Origin of the sequence: Desulfallas sp. Bu1-1, from assembly GCF_015594625.1 — a bacterium.
Lineage (GTDB): Bacteria > Bacillota > Desulfotomaculia > Desulfotomaculales > Desulfallaceae > JADNRQ01.
The window spans coordinates 173441-190229 of sequence record NZ_JADNRQ010000003.1; the positions used below are offsets into that span (position 1 = coordinate 173441).

At 53.2% G+C, this 16789-nt stretch carries 16 protein-coding genes; 13 read left to right on the plus strand and 3 right to left on the minus strand.

Features of this window, described 5'->3' with window-relative positions; genetic code table 11:
• Positions 1 to 24 precede the first annotated feature (24 nt).
• The 13 genes from pknB to IT084_RS05075 all read left to right on the plus strand — a co-directional run bounded on the left by pknB (position 25) and on the right by IT084_RS05075 (position 13693).
• Positions 25 to 1902: a Stk1 family PASTA domain-containing Ser/Thr kinase gene (pknB, locus tag IT084_RS05015; RefSeq protein ID WP_195711712.1), complete on the plus strand. Its 1878-nt coding sequence runs from the start codon at positions 25 to 27 to the stop codon at positions 1900 to 1902.
• A gap of 8 nt (positions 1903 to 1910) precedes the next feature.
• Positions 1911 to 2780 (plus strand): ribosome small subunit-dependent GTPase A, encoded by an 870-nt coding sequence (gene rsgA / locus IT084_RS05020; RefSeq protein WP_195711714.1) that lies wholly within the window; start codon positions 1911 to 1913, stop codon positions 2778 to 2780.
• A gap of 3 nt (positions 2781 to 2783) precedes the next feature.
• Complete coding sequence (gene rpe / locus IT084_RS05025; protein WP_195711715.1) at positions 2784 to 3440, plus strand: ribulose-phosphate 3-epimerase; 657 nt, start codon at positions 2784 to 2786, stop codon at positions 3438 to 3440.
• Between the two features lie 56 nt (positions 3441 to 3496).
• Positions 3497 to 3628 carry an RCKP-type rubredoxin-like domain-containing protein gene (locus IT084_RS05030; protein WP_195711716.1) on the plus strand — a complete coding sequence of 44 codons (132 nt, stop codon included), beginning with the start codon at positions 3497 to 3499 and terminating at the stop codon, positions 3626 to 3628.
• Between the two features lie 86 nt (positions 3629 to 3714).
• Positions 3715 to 4128 carry a chemotaxis protein CheW gene (locus IT084_RS05035; RefSeq protein ID WP_195711717.1) on the plus strand — a complete coding sequence of 138 codons (414 nt, stop codon included), beginning with the start codon at positions 3715 to 3717 and terminating at the stop codon, positions 4126 to 4128.
• A 73-nt stretch (positions 4129 to 4201) separates the two neighbouring features.
• Positions 4202 to 5911, plus strand: a complete 1710-nt coding sequence (locus IT084_RS05040) for an ABC-ATPase domain-containing protein (RefSeq protein ID WP_195711718.1) — start codon at positions 4202 to 4204, stop codon at positions 5909 to 5911.
• 27 nt (positions 5912 to 5938) lie between these two features.
• The gene (locus IT084_RS05045) at positions 5939 to 6571 is read left to right on the plus strand and encodes a CBS and ACT domain-containing protein (RefSeq protein WP_195711724.1); all 633 of its coding nucleotides are present in this window, start codon (positions 5939 to 5941) and stop codon (positions 6569 to 6571) included.
• Positions 6572 to 6677: 106 nt separating this feature from the next.
• A complete protein-coding gene (locus IT084_RS05050; protein ID WP_195711725.1) occupies positions 6678 to 7337 on the plus strand; it encodes a TrkA C-terminal domain-containing protein in 660 nt (219 codons plus the stop codon).
• A 476-nt stretch (positions 7338 to 7813) separates the two neighbouring features.
• On the plus strand, positions 7814 to 9763 hold the full coding sequence (locus IT084_RS05055) for an acetate--CoA ligase (protein ID WP_195711727.1): 1950 nt from the start codon (positions 7814 to 7816) through the stop codon (positions 9761 to 9763).
• A 574-nt stretch (positions 9764 to 10337) separates the two neighbouring features.
• Positions 10338 to 11138: an ABC transporter substrate-binding protein gene (locus tag IT084_RS05060; RefSeq protein ID WP_243276764.1), complete on the plus strand. Its 801-nt coding sequence runs from the start codon at positions 10338 to 10340 to the stop codon at positions 11136 to 11138.
• A 369-nt stretch (positions 11139 to 11507) separates the two neighbouring features.
• Positions 11508 to 12167, plus strand: coding sequence for an amino acid ABC transporter permease (locus IT084_RS05065; protein WP_395879471.1), 660 nt, complete (start codon positions 11508 to 11510; stop codon positions 12165 to 12167).
• Positions 12164 to 12889: an amino acid ABC transporter ATP-binding protein gene (locus IT084_RS05070; protein WP_195711731.1), complete on the plus strand. Its 726-nt coding sequence runs from the start codon at positions 12164 to 12166 to the stop codon at positions 12887 to 12889. The genes IT084_RS05065 and IT084_RS05070 overlap by 4 nt, the downstream gene beginning before the upstream one ends.
• Before the next feature lie 99 nt (positions 12890 to 12988).
• Positions 12989 to 13693 carry a hypothetical protein gene (locus IT084_RS05075; protein WP_195711733.1) on the plus strand — a complete coding sequence of 235 codons (705 nt, stop codon included), beginning with the start codon at positions 12989 to 12991 and terminating at the stop codon, positions 13691 to 13693.
• A gap of 60 nt (positions 13694 to 13753) precedes the next feature.
• Here the strand turns inward: IT084_RS05075 and IT084_RS05080 are convergent, their stop codons facing one another.
• From IT084_RS05080 to IT084_RS05090, 3 genes are read right to left on the minus strand one after another with little or no spacing between them, the layout of a single operon-like run.
• Positions 13754 to 14632: a glycine betaine ABC transporter substrate-binding protein gene (locus IT084_RS05080; protein WP_195711735.1), complete on the minus strand. Its 879-nt coding sequence runs from the start codon at positions 14630 to 14632 to the stop codon at positions 13754 to 13756.
• Between the two features lie 52 nt (positions 14633 to 14684).
• Positions 14685 to 15503 (minus strand): proline/glycine betaine ABC transporter permease, encoded by an 819-nt coding sequence (locus IT084_RS05085; protein WP_195711737.1) that lies wholly within the window; start codon positions 15501 to 15503, stop codon positions 14685 to 14687.
• On the minus strand, positions 15493 to 16695 hold the full coding sequence (locus IT084_RS05090) for a glycine betaine/L-proline ABC transporter ATP-binding protein (protein WP_243276765.1): 1203 nt from the start codon (positions 16693 to 16695) through the stop codon (positions 15493 to 15495). The genes IT084_RS05085 and IT084_RS05090 overlap by 11 nt, the downstream gene beginning before the upstream one ends.
• Positions 16696 to 16789 lie beyond the last annotated feature (94 nt).

Here is a 16789-nt window from a genome sequence, read left to right on the forward strand (position 1 = left end):
CCAAATATCCGAGGTGAATGTTTTATGATCGGCAAAATGCTGGGAAACAGGTATGAAATACTGGAAAAACTGGGCGGGGGCGGGATGGCCATCGTCTACAAGGGCAAGGACACTTACCTGAACCGCCTGGTTACAATCAAGGTTTTGCGTCCGGAATTCACCTCGGACGAAGATTTCATCCGGCGTTTCCGCCGGGAGGCCCAGGCTGTGGCCAGCCTGTCCCACCCGAATATAGTCAACATCCACGACGTGGGCCAGGAAGACGGCGTGCATTACCTGGTGATGGAATATGTGCCCGGAGACAACCTGAAGGTAATCATCAAAAAACGCGGCCCCCTTTCACCCGAAGAGGCCGTGCGTTTTACAGTCCAGGTTTGTGAAGCCCTGGAACACGCCCACCAGAACAACATCGTCCACAGGGATGTCAAACCGCATAATATCCTGGTCACGGAAGAAGGGCGCGCCAAGCTGACGGATTTCGGAATCGCCCTGGAGGCCACCGCCGCCACTATAACCCGGACGGACACCATCATGGGATCGGTGCATTACTTGAGCCCGGAACAGGTCCGGGGTGAAACCGCCACCGCCAGGTCCGATATCTACGCCGTCGGGATCCTGTTATATGAAATGCTCACCGGCCGGCACCCGTACAGCGGCGATACTCCTATCGCCGTTGCCCTGAAACACGTGCAGGAAACACCCCGGCCGGTGAACGAGGTGAATCCCGAGGTACCCGAAGAACTGGCCGCGGTGGTTATGCGCGCCATTGAAAAGGACCCCCGGCACCGTTACCAGAGCGCCGGGGAACTGGCCCGCCACCTGGAAATGGCCTTTGACGACACATCACAGGCCACGGTGGTCATCCCCGCCGGAGAGATCGCCCGGAGGGCGGCTGCTGCCAGACCGGAGACGGAAGAAATGAAAGCGGACGCCGTATCTGAAGCCGGCGCGGCGAGGTCACGCAGGTGGGTATGGGTGGCCGTGCTGGTCCTGCTGGCCGGGCTTTTGGCCGGTGGAGTCTACGGGTTTTATAATTATTATTTAAATGTACCCGAAATTACAGTGCCGGACGTGATCGGAAAACCCGTTGAGCAGGCCAAAGCCGAATTGGAAGCCCTCGGGCTGGAGGTTAAAACCGTGGAAAGATACAGCGATGAGGAACCGGGAATCGTCATCGCCCAGGACTATGGCCCGGAAAAACCCAAGGTTAAACCGCCCCGGGTGATTACCCTGACGGTCAGTAAAGGGGTGGAGTTGCGCAAGGTGCCCGACCTGTACGGTTTAACGGTTTCCGACGCGGAATACAAACTCAGGGCGGCCGGCCTGGTGCCGGCCCAGCCCGCGGAAGACTACCATCCCGAGATGGAACCGGGCCGGGTTTTCAAGCAGTCCCCGGCCGCGGGGGAGAGTGTGCCCAAGGGATCGACGGTGCAGTTTACCATTAGTATGGGGCCGGAGCCAAAGATGCAGGTTGTGCCCGATCTCACCGGAAAGACCCTCGAAGAAGCCCGGGAGATTTTAAAAGATTTGAACCTTGTGCTTAACGAAAAAGATATAAAGTATAGTTTCAACCCGAATTATTTCCGGAACCAAATCATCGGGCAGATCCCGGATCCCAACACCGAGGTTGAGGAGGGAACGGCAATCACCGTTGTGCTGAACAGCGCCCCCGGTCCGGTGGAAAGAGGGGCCGTTGTCAAGATCAAAGATGAAATACCAAACGACGGGCGGGCCCACCTGGTGGAGATAGTGGTGAATGACCTGGAAGGCAGGAGTGTGCAGTATTCCGATTCCCATACTTACGGTGATAAAATCAATCAGAGGATAACTTATACCGGGCATGGCGTGGTGCAGGTGTTTATTGACGGCAAGCTGATTATGGAAGAGGAATTGCCCCAATAGGTGGTTTTATGGTTGGAATAATCATCAAGGCCTACGGTGGATTTTATTTTGTTCAGACCGGGGACCGCATTTTAAAATGCGTCATCAGGGGCAAAATTCGCCGGCGGCACGGGCAGGTGCTGGTGGGCGACCGGGTGCGCGTCAACCCGGCCGGTGAAGGCGAGGGCGTGGTGGAGGATATTTTACCCCGGGCGTCGGAACTGGTCAGACCTCCCGTGGCCAACGTCGACCAGGCCGTGATTGTTTTTTCCATAAACGACCCCAGGCCGAACACGATGCTGCTGGACCGTTTTCTACTGCAAGCCCGGGCGGCCGGAATCGAGCCCGTAATTTGTTTTAATAAAATTGACCTGGCAGCCGCCGGCGAGCTCGATATACTGCGGCACTATGAGCCCACAGGGTACCCATTACTCCGGGTCAGCGCCCAAAAGGGCACCAACATTGATGATTTAAGGGAACTTCTCAAGGAGCGCATTTCCGTGCTGGCCGGCCCGTCCGGGGTGGGCAAATCCAGCCTGCTCAACGCATTGCAACCCGGGCTGAAGTTAAAAACTGGTGAAATCAGCCGCAAGTTGAAGCGGGGCAGGCATACTACCAGGCATGTTGAGCTGATTCCCCTGGCGGCGGGGGGGCTGGTGGCGGATACGCCGGGCTTTTCCAGCATGTACCTGCCACCGGTCCGCCGCGAGGAACTTCCCGGTTATTACCCTGAATTTGACGACTATGCGCCGCGGTGCAGGTTTACCGGCTGCCTTCATTATCGCGAGCCGGGGTGTGCGGTCAAGGATGCTGTGGAGGACGGGCGGATTTCCCTGTTGCGCTACGAGCATTATCTCGAGCTGTTGGAAGAAGTAATGGAAGCGGAAAGGAGACATTAAACATTGGTAAAAATCGCTCCATCAATCCTGTCGGCAAATTTTGCGGCACTCGGCGAGCAGGTGCGGGCAGTTGAAAGCGCCGGCGCGGAATTTTTACATATCGACGTGATGGACGGGCATTTTGTACCCAACATAACCATTGGCCCCCTGGTGGTGGAAGCTGTGCGTCCCCTCTCGGACATGGTTTTTGACGTGCACCTGATGATTGAAAACCCCGACCGGTATATTAACGATTTTGCCGCAGCGGGCGCCGATATTATTACGGTGCACGCGGAAACTTGTCCCCACTTGCACCGGACGCTGCAGGCAATCAAGCAGGCGGGCAAGAGGGCAGGCCTGGCTTTCAACCCCGCCACCACGCCCGAGGGGCTCGAGTATGTTTTGCCCCTCCTGGACCTGGTGCTGGTGATGACCGTCAACCCGGGGTTCGGGGGGCAGGAATTCATTACGGGGATGTTGCCGAAAATAAGACAAGTTAAAACGTTGTTGGAGAAGGAGAAACCCGAGGTGCTGCTGGAGGTTGACGGTGGAATCAACGCTGAAACCGCACCCGGCGCAGTCCGGGCCGGAGCCGGGGTGCTGGTGGCGGGTTCGGCCGTTTTCGGGGCCGGTGATCCCGCGGCTGCGGTGCGGCGGCTCAGGGAAGCGGCCCGCGGTTAAAACGATTCTGTTTTTAAAAAGTTGCAAATATTATTCAGGATTGGAGGTTAAAATTTATGGCCGTTTGGAAATGTCAATCCTGCGGGGCTATTGTGGAAGGGCGCTGCAAGCCCGGTAAATGCAAATCCTGCAATGCTCCCAGGGAAAGCCTGGAAAAGCAGCCCGTGGAGAAAAAAGACAAAAAATAATGCCGGTTCTTGGATGGGAAAGAGGAAAATACTGCTTGATCGTTTAATATAATCGTTTAAAATTAAACGAAAGCAGGTGGTTTACGGTGCAAAGTGAGGGTCAACTGGTCATCTTCGAGCTGGCCGGTCAATTATACGCCCTACCGATTCAGGAAACCCAGGAAATTATCCGCATGACCGACATTACCAAGGTTCCCAATACAAAGGAATTTGTGGAGGGGATTATCAATCTCCGGGGAAATATTGTTCCGGTGATCAACCTTAATCGCCGGCTGGGCCTTCCCGTTAAGGAATACGACGAAACGTCGCGGATCATTGTGGTTGAATACAACGGGCAAAAAATAGGCATGATTGTGGATAACGTGCAGGAAGTGGGCAGATATACCGGTGATGAGGTTGAACCGCCGTCGGTGGCCGGTGACAACGTGGATTACCTCAAGGGTGTGATTAAAAAAGGTGAGGAACTCTGGCTTCTGCTCAACCTGGAAAAAGTAATTTAAAGCTGTGGCCGGTGATCCGGGGATCGGAAAACCGGCTTTTTCGTAACACAAATTAGGGTATGGGGGATTTGGCGTGCAATCCAGCCAAGATTTACGACAAAAAATCACCAGCATCGACCATAAAGGATACGGAGCATATAAATCCCTGGCCGGAGCGTATAAATACGATTTTTTCACCCTTTTTGTCGATCACGTGCAGAGCGACCCCTTTGCCCCGCCCAGCCGGGTGCGGGCCAGGGTGCCCCGGGATATTGCCGGTTTTCCCGGCAAGTATTATGCAACCCGCCCGGCGAGGGTGGCGCTGCAGGATTTTTTGACCAGGCGCTTCGGTGCCCTGGCCCGGACGTGCTCGGAAAGGAAGGGCACGGGCTCAAGCGGTGTCATTGCCATTGATCGATGCGGGCAGGAAGTGCTGGAGCGGACCTCCATGGTTGTAAACGATGAATACGTGGAAGCGCGGTTTGTGATCGGCCTGCCGGCCCGGGGAAGAACGGTGATGGCCCGTGAAGCCGTGGAAATATTCATGGAACACGTGCCTGAAATAGTTAAAAAAACCCTGATTTTTAGGAACCTGGACCGGGAAAAACTGCGGGAACACGTAGAACTGGCCGAGGACCAGGAAGCGCTGCGCAAAAAGCTTTCGGAGATGGGCCTGGTGGCCTTCGTGGCGGACGGTTCGGTGCTGCCCCGGGAAAGCGGTGTCAGCGACCTGCCTTTAAAGGGGAAAAACGTAATTCCGTTTCAATCGCCCCCGGAATATTCTGTTTCCATATCTTTGCCCCACCGGGGTGAAGTTACCGGCATGGGCATTCCGCGGGGCGTCACCCTGATCGTGGGGGGCGGCTACCATGGAAAGTCCACCTTGCTGCGGGCCATTGAACGGGGCGTATACAACCACCTGCCGGGCGACGGCAGGGAACTGGTCATCACCGTGGCCGACGCCGTGAAGATCAGGGCGGAAGACGGGCGCAGCGTGGCCGGTGTGGATATCAGCGGGTTCATCAATAACCTGCCCTTTGGCCGGGACACGCGCAATTTTTCCACCGCCAACGCCAGCGGCAGCACTTCCCAGGCCGCCAACATCGTGGAGGCGCTGGAAACGGGCACTTCCCTGCTCTTGTTGGACGAGGACACCAGCGCCACCAACTTTATGATCAGGGACGGCAGGATGCAGCAGCTGGTCGCCAAGGAAATGGAACCGATTACCCCCTTTATTGACACCGTGCGGGATTTACTGGATAATTTTAATATCTCCACCATTCTGGTGGTTGGCGGTTCCGGGGACTATTTCGAGGTGGCGGACCGGGTAATTATGATGCAAAATTACCTGCCCCGCGACGTTACCGCCCGCGCCCGGGAAATCGCCGCCGCCACCCGGGGCGGGCGAAGGCGGGAAACCGCATGTCCGCTTACCACGGTGCGGGAGCGCATCCCGCTGCCCGAGGCTTTTCGCTTGCAGGGGGATAAAGTAAAAGCCAGGGGGCTAAATGATATTCAACTGGGCCGTGACAACATAGATCTGCAAAACGTGGAACAATTGGTGGACAACAGTCAAACCGCCGCGCTGGCCGCCATCATCAAGTACGCGGCACTCAGGTACATAGACGGCAAGACCACGTTGATGCAGGTGATCCAGGCGGTGCTGCATGATATAGAGAAGGGGGGATTGGAAGTCGTTTCGCCCTTTAAAGGGCAGCACCCGGGGGATATGGCGCTACCCCGGAAGTATGAAATTGCAGCGGCGTTTAACCGTTACAGGGGGCTCAAAGTAGCTCAAAAATAACAACTATAAGGCCTGGAGGAATTGCGCATGTTTGTAAAGGATTACATGAGCACGTCGCCCATAACCATCCCGGTGGATACCCCGGTATTGGAAGCTCTCAATACGATGCGAAAAAGAAAGATTCACCAGCTGCCGGTAATGAACCGCGGTAAACTGGCCGGGTTGATTACCGAGCTGGAATTGCTTACCGTTACGCCTTCGCCTGCTTCCACCCTCAGCGTATTTGAAATGAATTACCTGCTGTCCAAAATGACCGTCAAGGATGTACTGGTCAAAGAGCCTGTTACTGTGGAACCTTCCTGCACCATCGAAGAGGCTGCTCTGAAAATGCGCGAACACGGCATTCGCTGCCTGCTGGTGGTGGAAGACGACCAGCTGAAGGGGATTATCACGCAGACCGACGTATTCGACGCGTTAATCCGTATTTTCGGCCTGCATAAGGCGGGGGTCAGGTTGGTACTGGAAATGGAAAACAAGGTGGGTGCTTTGGCCGACGTGCTTCAGGTGGTGAAAGAGTACGGTTTGAATGTACTGGGGGTGGCCTGCCGGGAAAAAGAGGATAACACCGTTCAGGTTATGCTCAGGCTCAGGGCGGCCGGCGTGGATGATTTGATTAACGATTTAACCGCGCGTGGTATCCGCGTTCTTTATAGCAACTAACTAATTGGATTAAAAATGTAAAGGGCGATCCGGTCATTTTCCGAAAACGGAATGGAGTACCGGGTGTGGTGTAAAAATATAATTAAAAATAAGGTAGGGAAAACGGATGCAAGAAAATCAACCCCAAGTCCATTTAGCCAGGTATGTTACTATTGCCGTGGATATAGCCACCCGGATAGTGCGCGGTGAATACCGGATCGGGCAAAAGATATTCGGCCGTTCCACGCTGGCCGGCAAATACAATGTTTCACCGGAAACCATCCGGCGAGCGCTGACGCTTCTTCAGGAACGGGACATAGTCGATGTGATGCCTGGTGTGGGCGTGGTGGTAAAATCAGACCGGGCTGCCCGTGAGTACCTGGCGGATTATAACCAGAAAAAAGTATTGCTGGATATCCAGGAACGGCTTTCCGACCTGCTGCGGGAAAGGGAAAAATTGAACACCGAAATCGACAGGCTTACCAACCAGCTTCTGGATTATACCTTTAAGATGGCCGGGCGGCTGCAAAAACTGGAGGAAATTACCGTACCACCCAGTTCACCTCTGCTGGGAAAATCGCTGGCTGAAGCGGATTTCAGGGCCCGGACGGGAGCTACGGTGCTTTCCATTTATCGCAACGGCCACGAAATCCTGTCACCTGAGGCCAAAACCACCCTGCAGGCCGGGGACGTGCTTATGGTTGTCGGTACTCACGACTCGGCCAGGATGGTGTATCAACTGGTTACCGGAAATGAACCCGTTCCCGGGCAGGAAATCAATGTATAAACTGTAATATTTCCGGCAATAATACCTCCAAATACCTAAGGAGGTATGGTAATGGGTTTCAAGGACCTTGAAAAAAAGGCTCGGGATTACCAAAAAACAGCCGGGCGCAAGGCCGGAGAACGGGAAGAGGAGCTTACAGCGGCTAAAGATCAGGAAACGGCTCGGGAATGACATAAATAGGGGGCCCCTATCATAATTAATTAAGGGGCTCTTTTTTTGTCCGTTTATTCCGGCGGCGGGTGCCCATAGGGTACTTTAACGGTGTAAATTACCGTTTAGAGATGATTTTTTGCAATCCAGCAGTAAAATCCTTGTGATACCAGCAGGATTATAATAGAATGAATTAAAGTCCAATTTAGAAAATTCGAAAAACAGTGGGTGTAATTTTTTACCCTTTACGGGTGTGTTAACTGACCAGCTAGCTGATATACATCAAGCTATCTTGAATAAACTTTAAAGGGGAGGAATGGCTGAGTATGGATTATAACAGAGCAGGTACGGGCTTAATTCCACCACATGTCAAAAATTTCATCAACTGGGCGGCCGAGGATACCGAGGGATTCTGGGGCCACGCCGCCGAGCAGGCCATGAGCGAAATCAAGTGGTTTAAAAAATGGGATAAGGTATTTAACTGGGATTATCCCACCTTCCAGTGGTTCATCGGTGGACAAACGAATATTAGTTACAATTGCCTGGATTATAATATCGAAAAAGGCCGGGCGGGCCGGGCGGCCATAGTGGCGGAGTCCGGTGAAACGGGCGAAATCAGAACGGTTACTTACGCCCAGCTTTTTGATTTGGTAAAACAATATACCAGGGCATTGCGAGGCATGGGAGTTAAGAAGGGAGACCGGGTGGCCATTTACATGCCCACCGGGATCGAGTCCGTGGCTTCCATGCTGGCCTGTGCCCGCGTTGGAGCCATTCACGTGGTTATTTTCGCCGGCTTTTCCTCCAATGCCGTGGCGGACCGCTTGCAAATATCAGGCGCCAGGTATGTTCTTACCCAGGACGAGGGTTCCAGGCGGGGCAAACCCGTAGAGCTCAAGCCCATTGTGGATGAAGGGATTGCCAAATGTCCCGGGGGTTCCATTGAAAAAGTGGTTATGCTGAGAAAGAGTACCGAGCGGGAATACCCCATGACGCCCGGGCGGGATATCTATTGGGATGAGTTTCTGGCCGGCGGCGAGGGACAAAGCGACGCGTATGAAATTATGGATTCCAATGACCCGCTGTTCCTGCTGCCCACTTCCGGGACCACCGCCAAACCCAAGGTGACGGTACAAAAGCACGGCGGTTACCAGATTTACGTTTACAGCATGGGTAAATGGATCTACGGCCTCCGGGACAGCGACGTCTGGTTCTGCACCTCCGACATCGGCTGGATTGTGGGACATAGCTACAACGTTTACTGCCCGCTGCTCACCGGCTGCACCACTGTTCTGTACGAGGGCACGCCCGATTACCCCCGCAAGGATATGTGGTGGAGCGTGGCTTCGCGGAATAAGGCCACCGCGCTGTGGCTGTCGCCCACCGGGGTGCGCGGTCTGATGCGTTTGGGCATCGAAGAGGCGCGCAAGCACGATCTCAGCTCGGTGGAAAGGATTTTCTGCGCCGGGGAAGTTTTAAACCCGCCCGCCTGGTCCTGGCTGCAGGAACAGGTCTTCGAAAACAGGATTCCGGTTATGGACCACATGTGGCAAACCGAGACCTCCGGCCCCATTTTCGCCAACCCGTACGGCCTGGGGATGATCCCCATCAAGCCGGGCTCGGCGCATATTCCGGTGCCCGGTGTGGTGGCCGAGGTGCTGGATGAAAAGGACGGCCAGCCCCTGCCGCCCGGTGAAAAGGGCGTCGTGGTCATCAAAAAGCCGTTCCCGGGCCTTGTTTCCACCCTGTGGGGCGATCCGGAAGGCTACCTGTACAATTACTGGGAGCGCCTGCCCTCCACCAAGGGCAAGTATCTTTGCGGCGATGCGGCTTACTTTGACGAGGACGGCTATATTTTCTTTGCCGGTCGCTCCGACGAGGTGATCAAAATTGCCGCTCACCGCATCGGTACCGTGGAAGTGGAAAGCGCCCTGATCTCGCACCCGGCGGTGGTGGAGGCCGGCGTATCCGGTGTGCCTGATGACTTGAGGGGCGAAGTGGCCTGCGCCTTCGTGGTGCTCAGGCAGGGCTACGAGCCCTCCGAGGAAATGAAAAAAGAGCTGATCGCCCACGTGCGCAACACCATGGGAGCTATTGTGGTGATGCGGGACATCCAGTTTGTGGGATCGCTGCCCAAGACCCGCAGCGGCAAGATTATGCGGCGGGTAATGAAAACCCTCTGGCTCGGCAAGGACCTGGGCGATCTGTCAACCATCGAGGAAGAGGCGTCCATCTCCGAAATCAAAGACGCCATCGCCAAGATGAAAACCGAATAACTTGATAAGTATTTAATAATGTGGGTTTCAGGAATCCCCCCTATGATTACGGGGGGATTCCCTAATTTGCCCGGCAAATCTCACGAGCCGATGGGTTGAAAATAATAATTTTTCCCGCGCTTTTTCTAGCCAAATTCACCGGCTTGCGGAAAACGCGGCCGGCCCGGCGAACTGGAGTTCAGGGCGGAGGTGGAACGAGATATCGATAACCACGATTATATCTGCGTGGGCGATTTTTAAATAATTGCCTAGGCGGAAGATAGGAGGATATGAATTTATGGGTTAAGCCGTAAAGGCGAATCCGGGCTTAAAGAGGACGTTTACAATTTTGCCGGGGTTCAATATAATATTTTGTATAAAAAAAATTTAAAATTTAAAGAGTTTATTTTTTTATTCAATCCGACAACTTTTTTAATAAATAGAGTTGGCAACAACTTACTTGTTTCATATTATAATCTGGTTGACGGTGTTAATACTAGATTTAATTACCTTGGGAGGTGAAAGTTTTTATCAAACCCTGTTATTCAACCGTTTGCCAGTTATTTAAAAAACAAAATGCAAAGGAGATGGTGATTTGAAAAAAATAGGTTGGTTGGTTGTTATAGTGGCCATGATCGCTGCGATGATGCTGGCGGCCGTGGGTTGCGGCGGCAACGCGGGCTCAGCCGGTGATGGCGGTGAACAGGCGGAAAAAGAAAAAGCCAAGTTTACTTACGCCATGAGCGGGCTGTATAAGCCCTTTAATTATAGGGAAGGCGGCAAGCTGGTCGGGTTTGATGTGGAAATCGGCGCTGAAATTGCCAGGCGCATGGGTATGGAGCCAAACCCGGTGACCAACCCCTGGGAAACCATCATCCAGGGCTTGAAGGCAGGTAAATACGACGCCATTATCGGCAGTATGGCCATAACGGAGGATCGTAAAGAACAGGTTGACTTTTCACGGCCCTATTACCGCTCGGGCGCCCAGGTATTTGTCAGCGCCGGCAACGATACCATAAAGAGCGCGGACGATATCAAAGGTAAGAAAATTGGTGTCGTAAAGGCCAGTACCTTCCGGGACGTGGCCCTCGAGTACACCGGTGAGGACAAGGTTATCGGCTATGACAGCGACGTCGTTGCCCTGCAGGACCTGACCACCGGTCGCATTGACGCCGTCATCACCGATCAGATGGTCGGTTTTCGGGCTATGAAGGACGGGCTGGAGATTAAAGATGTGGGCGAACCGCTGTGGGTGGACGAAATGGCCATTCCCGTTAAAAAGGGCGACACCGAACTGCTGAACAAAATCAACGCCGCCCTGGAAGAAATGATCGAGGACGGTACCTACGAGGAAATCAGCAACAAGTGGTTCGGCCGCAGTATTCTTGGCGAGTAAGTTATATTGGCTGGGGTGCGTTTTTTTTAACGTACCCCTGGCTTGTTTAGCCATACTTAAACAATTGACTGCTGTGGTATTGCCCATAAGCGAACGACTTGCGTAGCGCCGGTAACAGCACCCGGCGAAGTTTCGGGTAACCGGATAGCGGCGCGAAACCAGCGGCTAATTAGCAATTTGCGATTTAAATAAGTTAAGCTTTAATGTCAATATGTCAAAAATATGAAAATATATCATGCCGCCTTTGCAGCGCCGCTAATCCGGTCCGAAGCAAGCCGTGGTGCTGTCGGCGCGAAGCATTGGAGTGAGTGTTGGGCAATACCACAGCTTTAGATAGTTATAACAAGTAGAGGTGACGGAATGACAGCAATCTATGAAATATTCATGGAAAACGCCGCAGCTTTTATGCAAGCAACGACAGTTACATTAAAACTGACCTTTGTGTCGCTATTACTGGCTATGTTGATCGGTCTGGTTTTTGCGTTTTTCAAAATATCCGGCAACCGCGTGCTGTACGGCATCGCCCAGTTATATATCACCGTTATCCGGGGCACGCCGCTGATCGTACAGTTGATGTTTCTGTATTTTGGCATTATCAAAATTGTGGTTCTCCCCGCTTTCTGGGCGGGCTCCCTGGCGCTGGCCATCCACGCCGGGGCCTACATTGCCGAAATATTTCGCGGCGCCATTCAGTCCATTGACCGGGGGCAGATGGAGGCCGCCCGTTCGCTGGGTATGAGTTATCCGTTGGCCATGCGGCGCATTATTCTGCCCCAGGCCTTCAAGCGGGCCATCCCGCCCCTGGGCAACCAGTTTATCATCGGCCTCAAAGATTCCTCCCTGGTGGCCTATCTCGGGGTAGCTGAAATATACGGCACGGCCCTTTACGCCCAGGCGGAAAACTTTCAGCCCTTCGAAACCTACCTGGTGGCGGGATTTTATTACTTGGTGCTGGTGATCATATTTACTTTCCTGGTTAATAAGTTGGAACTGAAATTAAACGTTGAGAACGGGGGGGATGCCAAGTGATAAAAATAAAGGGTCTGAACAAATATTTTGGTTCGCTGCATGTTTTAAAGGATGTCGATTTTGCTGTGGATAAAAGCAAGGTGGTTGTTTTGATAGGGGCCAGCGGCTCCGGAAAAAGTACGCTTTTAAGATGTATAAATTTTTTGGAATTGAACGACAGCGGCCGGGTGGAGATTATGGGCAAAAACATAGATCCCAAAAAGGATGACTTGAATAAAATACGCCAGGACGTGGGGATGGTTTTTCAGCATTTCAACCTGTTTCCGCATAAGACGGTGCTGGAAAACGTGATCGAGGCACCCATTTTTGTAAAAAAAATGCCCAGGCAGGAGGCGATGGAAACGGCCTCGTATCTCCTGGAAAAAGTGGGCCTGTCGGATAAGGCGGGTGTTTACCCCTGCCAGCTTTCCGGCGGCCAAAAACAGCGGGTGGCCATTGCCCGGGCTCTGGCCATGAACCCCAAAATCATGTTGTTTGACGAACCCACATCGGCGTTGGACCCGGAACTGGTGGGGGAGGTATTGCTAGTCATGAAGGAGTTGGCCGGGGAAGGCATGACGATGGTGGTGGTCACCCACGAGATGGGTTTTGCCAAGGAAGTGGCGGACCGGGTGTTTTTCATGGATGACGGCAGGATTGTTGAGGAAGGTCCCCCGTGCGAAATATTTAACAACCCGCGCCACGAGCGCACCCGGGAGTTTTTGGCCCAGGTTTTGAATTGAGTACAGGATAAAAAAGTACTTTTAGAGGGATAATAACAAAGCCGCCGGTACCAATCATCACGGTGGCTTTTTCATTGAATTGCACGAGGTGGTTGCGATTTGAACGATTGCACCCGGTTTGGAACGGTACGACCATCAAAGACTTTACAGGCTCTGTTCAACCGGATCGCCCGGAAAATGATCAAGTGCATTAAAAAGATTATCATTTGCCTGGTTATCATATTCAGCCCGTTTATCATCTGGGTGATTTTATCCTTAAACAGGGAGCTCATTGTGATCATGGCCAACTGGAACTGGCTGTCGGGGAACTTTCCCCTTCTGTTCGACGCCCTGGGTGAACAGGTCAATACGGCCGAGTTTGCTCGTGGCTTTAATGAGGCTGCGCTGGGCGGCCTGTTGACCCTTTTCGGCGTAATTGTTACGGTATGGTATTACCAGACGGTCAGGGTTCAGGAAGTAACTGATAAAAGGCTGTTTGTAATTGATGAGTTGTTGGAGGAACTAAAGAAAAACCGGGCCATCATCAATAATATCACCACGGGGAAAGGTGAATTGCCCGGGTATGCCGGCGAGTCCCGCGGTGGTTCCATATTTGTCACCGAGGCCTGGCACAAGATGGGCGCGGACGTGGCCCTTTTGCCCAGGCGGCTGCATTTGCGTTTAAGTGTCTTGTACGGCAGCCTGAACAGGTGCACCCAAGCCGGTGATTACTGGAAATATAAAGCCACCATTGATCGCATCAACGGGGTTATTTCCGACTTGCACAAGTACAGGTGCTCCATCAGCAAGCCGGAGATAGCGTGAAAAGTTTCCCCAATAAAGTAAAACAGGGCGACCAGCGGGTCACCCTGTTTGAAATAATCATTATTTAAATTTGTCCTTGACTTCGTTTAATTCTTCAATTGAATTTATGGTCACGTAGGTGGGTACCACCAGGCCGATTTTGGCACCTTCCAGGTTGGGACCCAGATTGTCCACCTGGTCCTTGACCTTGTCGTAGTAATCAGCGTGCGTACCGGGCAACCAGGCCGATACGATGGCGTCAAAATCACCCTTGCCGATGCCGGTCCACATTACCCCGGCGTCCACGGCGACCGGTTCAACTTCAAAACCCATATTCTCCAAAACGTTTTTCACCACGTGGGTGCTGGCGATTTCGGAATCCCATTCCACGTAACCCAGGGTCACCTTGCCGCTGTTGCCGGTTTCCTTGCCTTTCGGGATCCACTCGTTTACCTTGTCCTGGTTTTCCTTGATCCATTTTTGAGCTGCTTCGTCGGGTGTCATGCCGTTCTGGATGTCCAACATCACGGCTTCCATGTCGGCGGGGGCCCAGTAGAAGTTGTCAAGCATTTCATAGGCCACGGGATTGTCTTCCTTCAGTCCTTTGCGCGCGATGGTGGCGATGTGCTCCTCACCGCCGTAAACTCCCTTGGGGTCTTCAAGGTATTTGAGGTCCCACTTGGCAAACTTCCAGTGGGGCGTCCAGCCGGTGACAACAATCCACTCTTTGGCGTCAATGGCTTTCTTCAGAGAGGCGGCCATTGCGGCGCTGCTGCTTTCCTGGAGCTCGAAATCCAGGTTATAATCCTCGATGGCTTTTTCGGTGGCCTTCATGATACCCGCTCCGGGTTCAATCCCCACAATTTTGCCTTTCCCGCCACCTCCGGCACACCCGAACACCGCCGCTGCCAGCAGAGCCACTACGGCCAGGATGGATAGCCCCTTGAACAGTTTTTTCACAATATCCTCCTCCTTAATAATAATTTTTTCCAACCGGAGCTACTATTTTTTTCTATGTTGTAAAACTTTGCGTGATCCGGTCCAGAATAATGGCAATGATGACAATGGCCAGCCCGCCTTCAAAGCCCGTAGGCACGTCCAGGCGCTGGATGCCGCGCAACACTTCGGAACCCAGGCCGCCAGCGCCGATCATGGCCGCGATGACCACCATGGAAAGGGAAAGCATAATGCACTGGTTGACGCCGGCCATGATGGTGGGCATGGCTACCGGTAGTTGAACCTTTACCAACTTTTGAGCCGGGGTGGAACCAAATGCTTCGGCTGCTTCAACCAGCTCGACGGGGACCTGCCGGATACCCAGGCCGGTAAGCCGGATGGCCGGCGGCATGGCGAATACCACCGTGGCCACCAAACCCGGTACGGTGCCGATATCGAAAAAAAACACTGCCGGAATAAGGTAGACAAACGGTGGCATGGTTTGCATAAAATCCAGGATTGGCATTACGACTTTATGCACCGTATCACTGCGGGCCGTCCAGATCCCCAGGGGTATGCCGGTGATCAGAGCCACAATGGTGGCGGAAATAACCATGGCCAGCGTATTCATGGATGGTTCCCAGATTCCCAGGTCATAAATCAAAAGCAAGCCCAGTGCCGTGCCGATCGCGGTTTTCCGGCCGGCTAAAAACCATACCAGCGGTAGGGACAGGATGATGATTATCCAAGCGGGTGGGGTCATCAGGATAAAACCGAAGGTACTCACGATGGAGTCGATAACCAGGACAATGGCGTTAAACAGCGGGGTGAGGTTGTCAGTGGCCCACCTTACCAGTAGGTCTACCCAGTACCCGATCGGAATTTTAGGCAGCACCTTGTTTGTTTTCCCCCTTTCGCACCATGCCGGCCAGCACGGACCCCCTGACAATAATTCCTTTCAGGAAGTTTTGTTCGTCAACGACTGCGATGGGATACCTGGCCCCTGCTACCATGGGAATCAGGTCGGTTAGCGGGGTTTCCGGGGCTACACGTGGGGTATCCCGGATAATGATATCTTCCAGGGTTTCCTTGTGTTCTTCGATAGCCTGAAGAGCGTCTTCGGCCATAACCAACCCCACCAGTTGCCTGTCCCGGGAAAGCACGAAAATGCTGGAGATGCCGTTTTCCTTCATCCGGCGTAGGGCCGTCCGGGGGCCGTCCTTGGTGGTTGCGACGACATCGGGCTTTTTCATTACGCCCTCGGCTGTGAGCACTTTGGAAATATCCACGTCTTCAACGAACTTTTCCACGTATTCATTGGCCGGGTTGGTGAGAATTTCCTCGGGAGTGCCGATCTGAATAATGGCCCCGTCTTTCATCAGGGCGATGCGGTCGCCGATTTTCAGAGCTTCGTCCAGGTCATGGGTTACAAAAATAATGGTTTTGTTCAGTGATGCCTGCAGCGCCAGCAACTCATCCTGCATTCCCTTTCTGATTAGGGGGTCGAGGGCGCTGAACGCCTCATCCATCAAGAGAATATCCGGGTCACTGGCCAGTGCCCGGGCCAGTCCCACCCGTTGCTGCATACCGCCGCTCAGCTGGTTGGGCATACTGTTCTCCCATTCCTTGAGGCCCACAACTTCCAGCACCCGGCGGGCTTTTTCCAGCCTTTCTTCTTTGTTGATTCCTTGAATCTCCAGTCCGTATGCCACGTTGTCCACTACGGTGCGATGCGGAAACAGGGCAAAACGCTGGAAAACCATGCCGAGCTTTTTTCGACGAATTTCCCGCAATTTGTTTTCATCCATGCCGGTTATATCTTCGCCGTCAATCAGCACCCTGCCGCTGGTGGGCTCGATTAAACGGTTAAGGCAACGGAGCAGGGTGGACTTGCCGCTGCCGGATAAACCCATTAACACAAAGGTTTCCCCCGCTTCGACCTGGAAGGAAACATTATAAACACCAACGGTGTGTTTGGTTGTCTTAAGGATTTCCTCCTTGCTTTTGCCTTCCTGAAGCATTTTTAAGGCGCGGGCGGGGTGATCTCCGAAAATTTTAACCAGATTTTCCACGATGATTTTACTCAATGAATATCACCTTCTTTCATACCAATCGCTGGCATGTGAGAAAACTCGTCATAGTCCCGAAAGTCCTGACCCTGAAAGGGCGTAAAGTATTGCT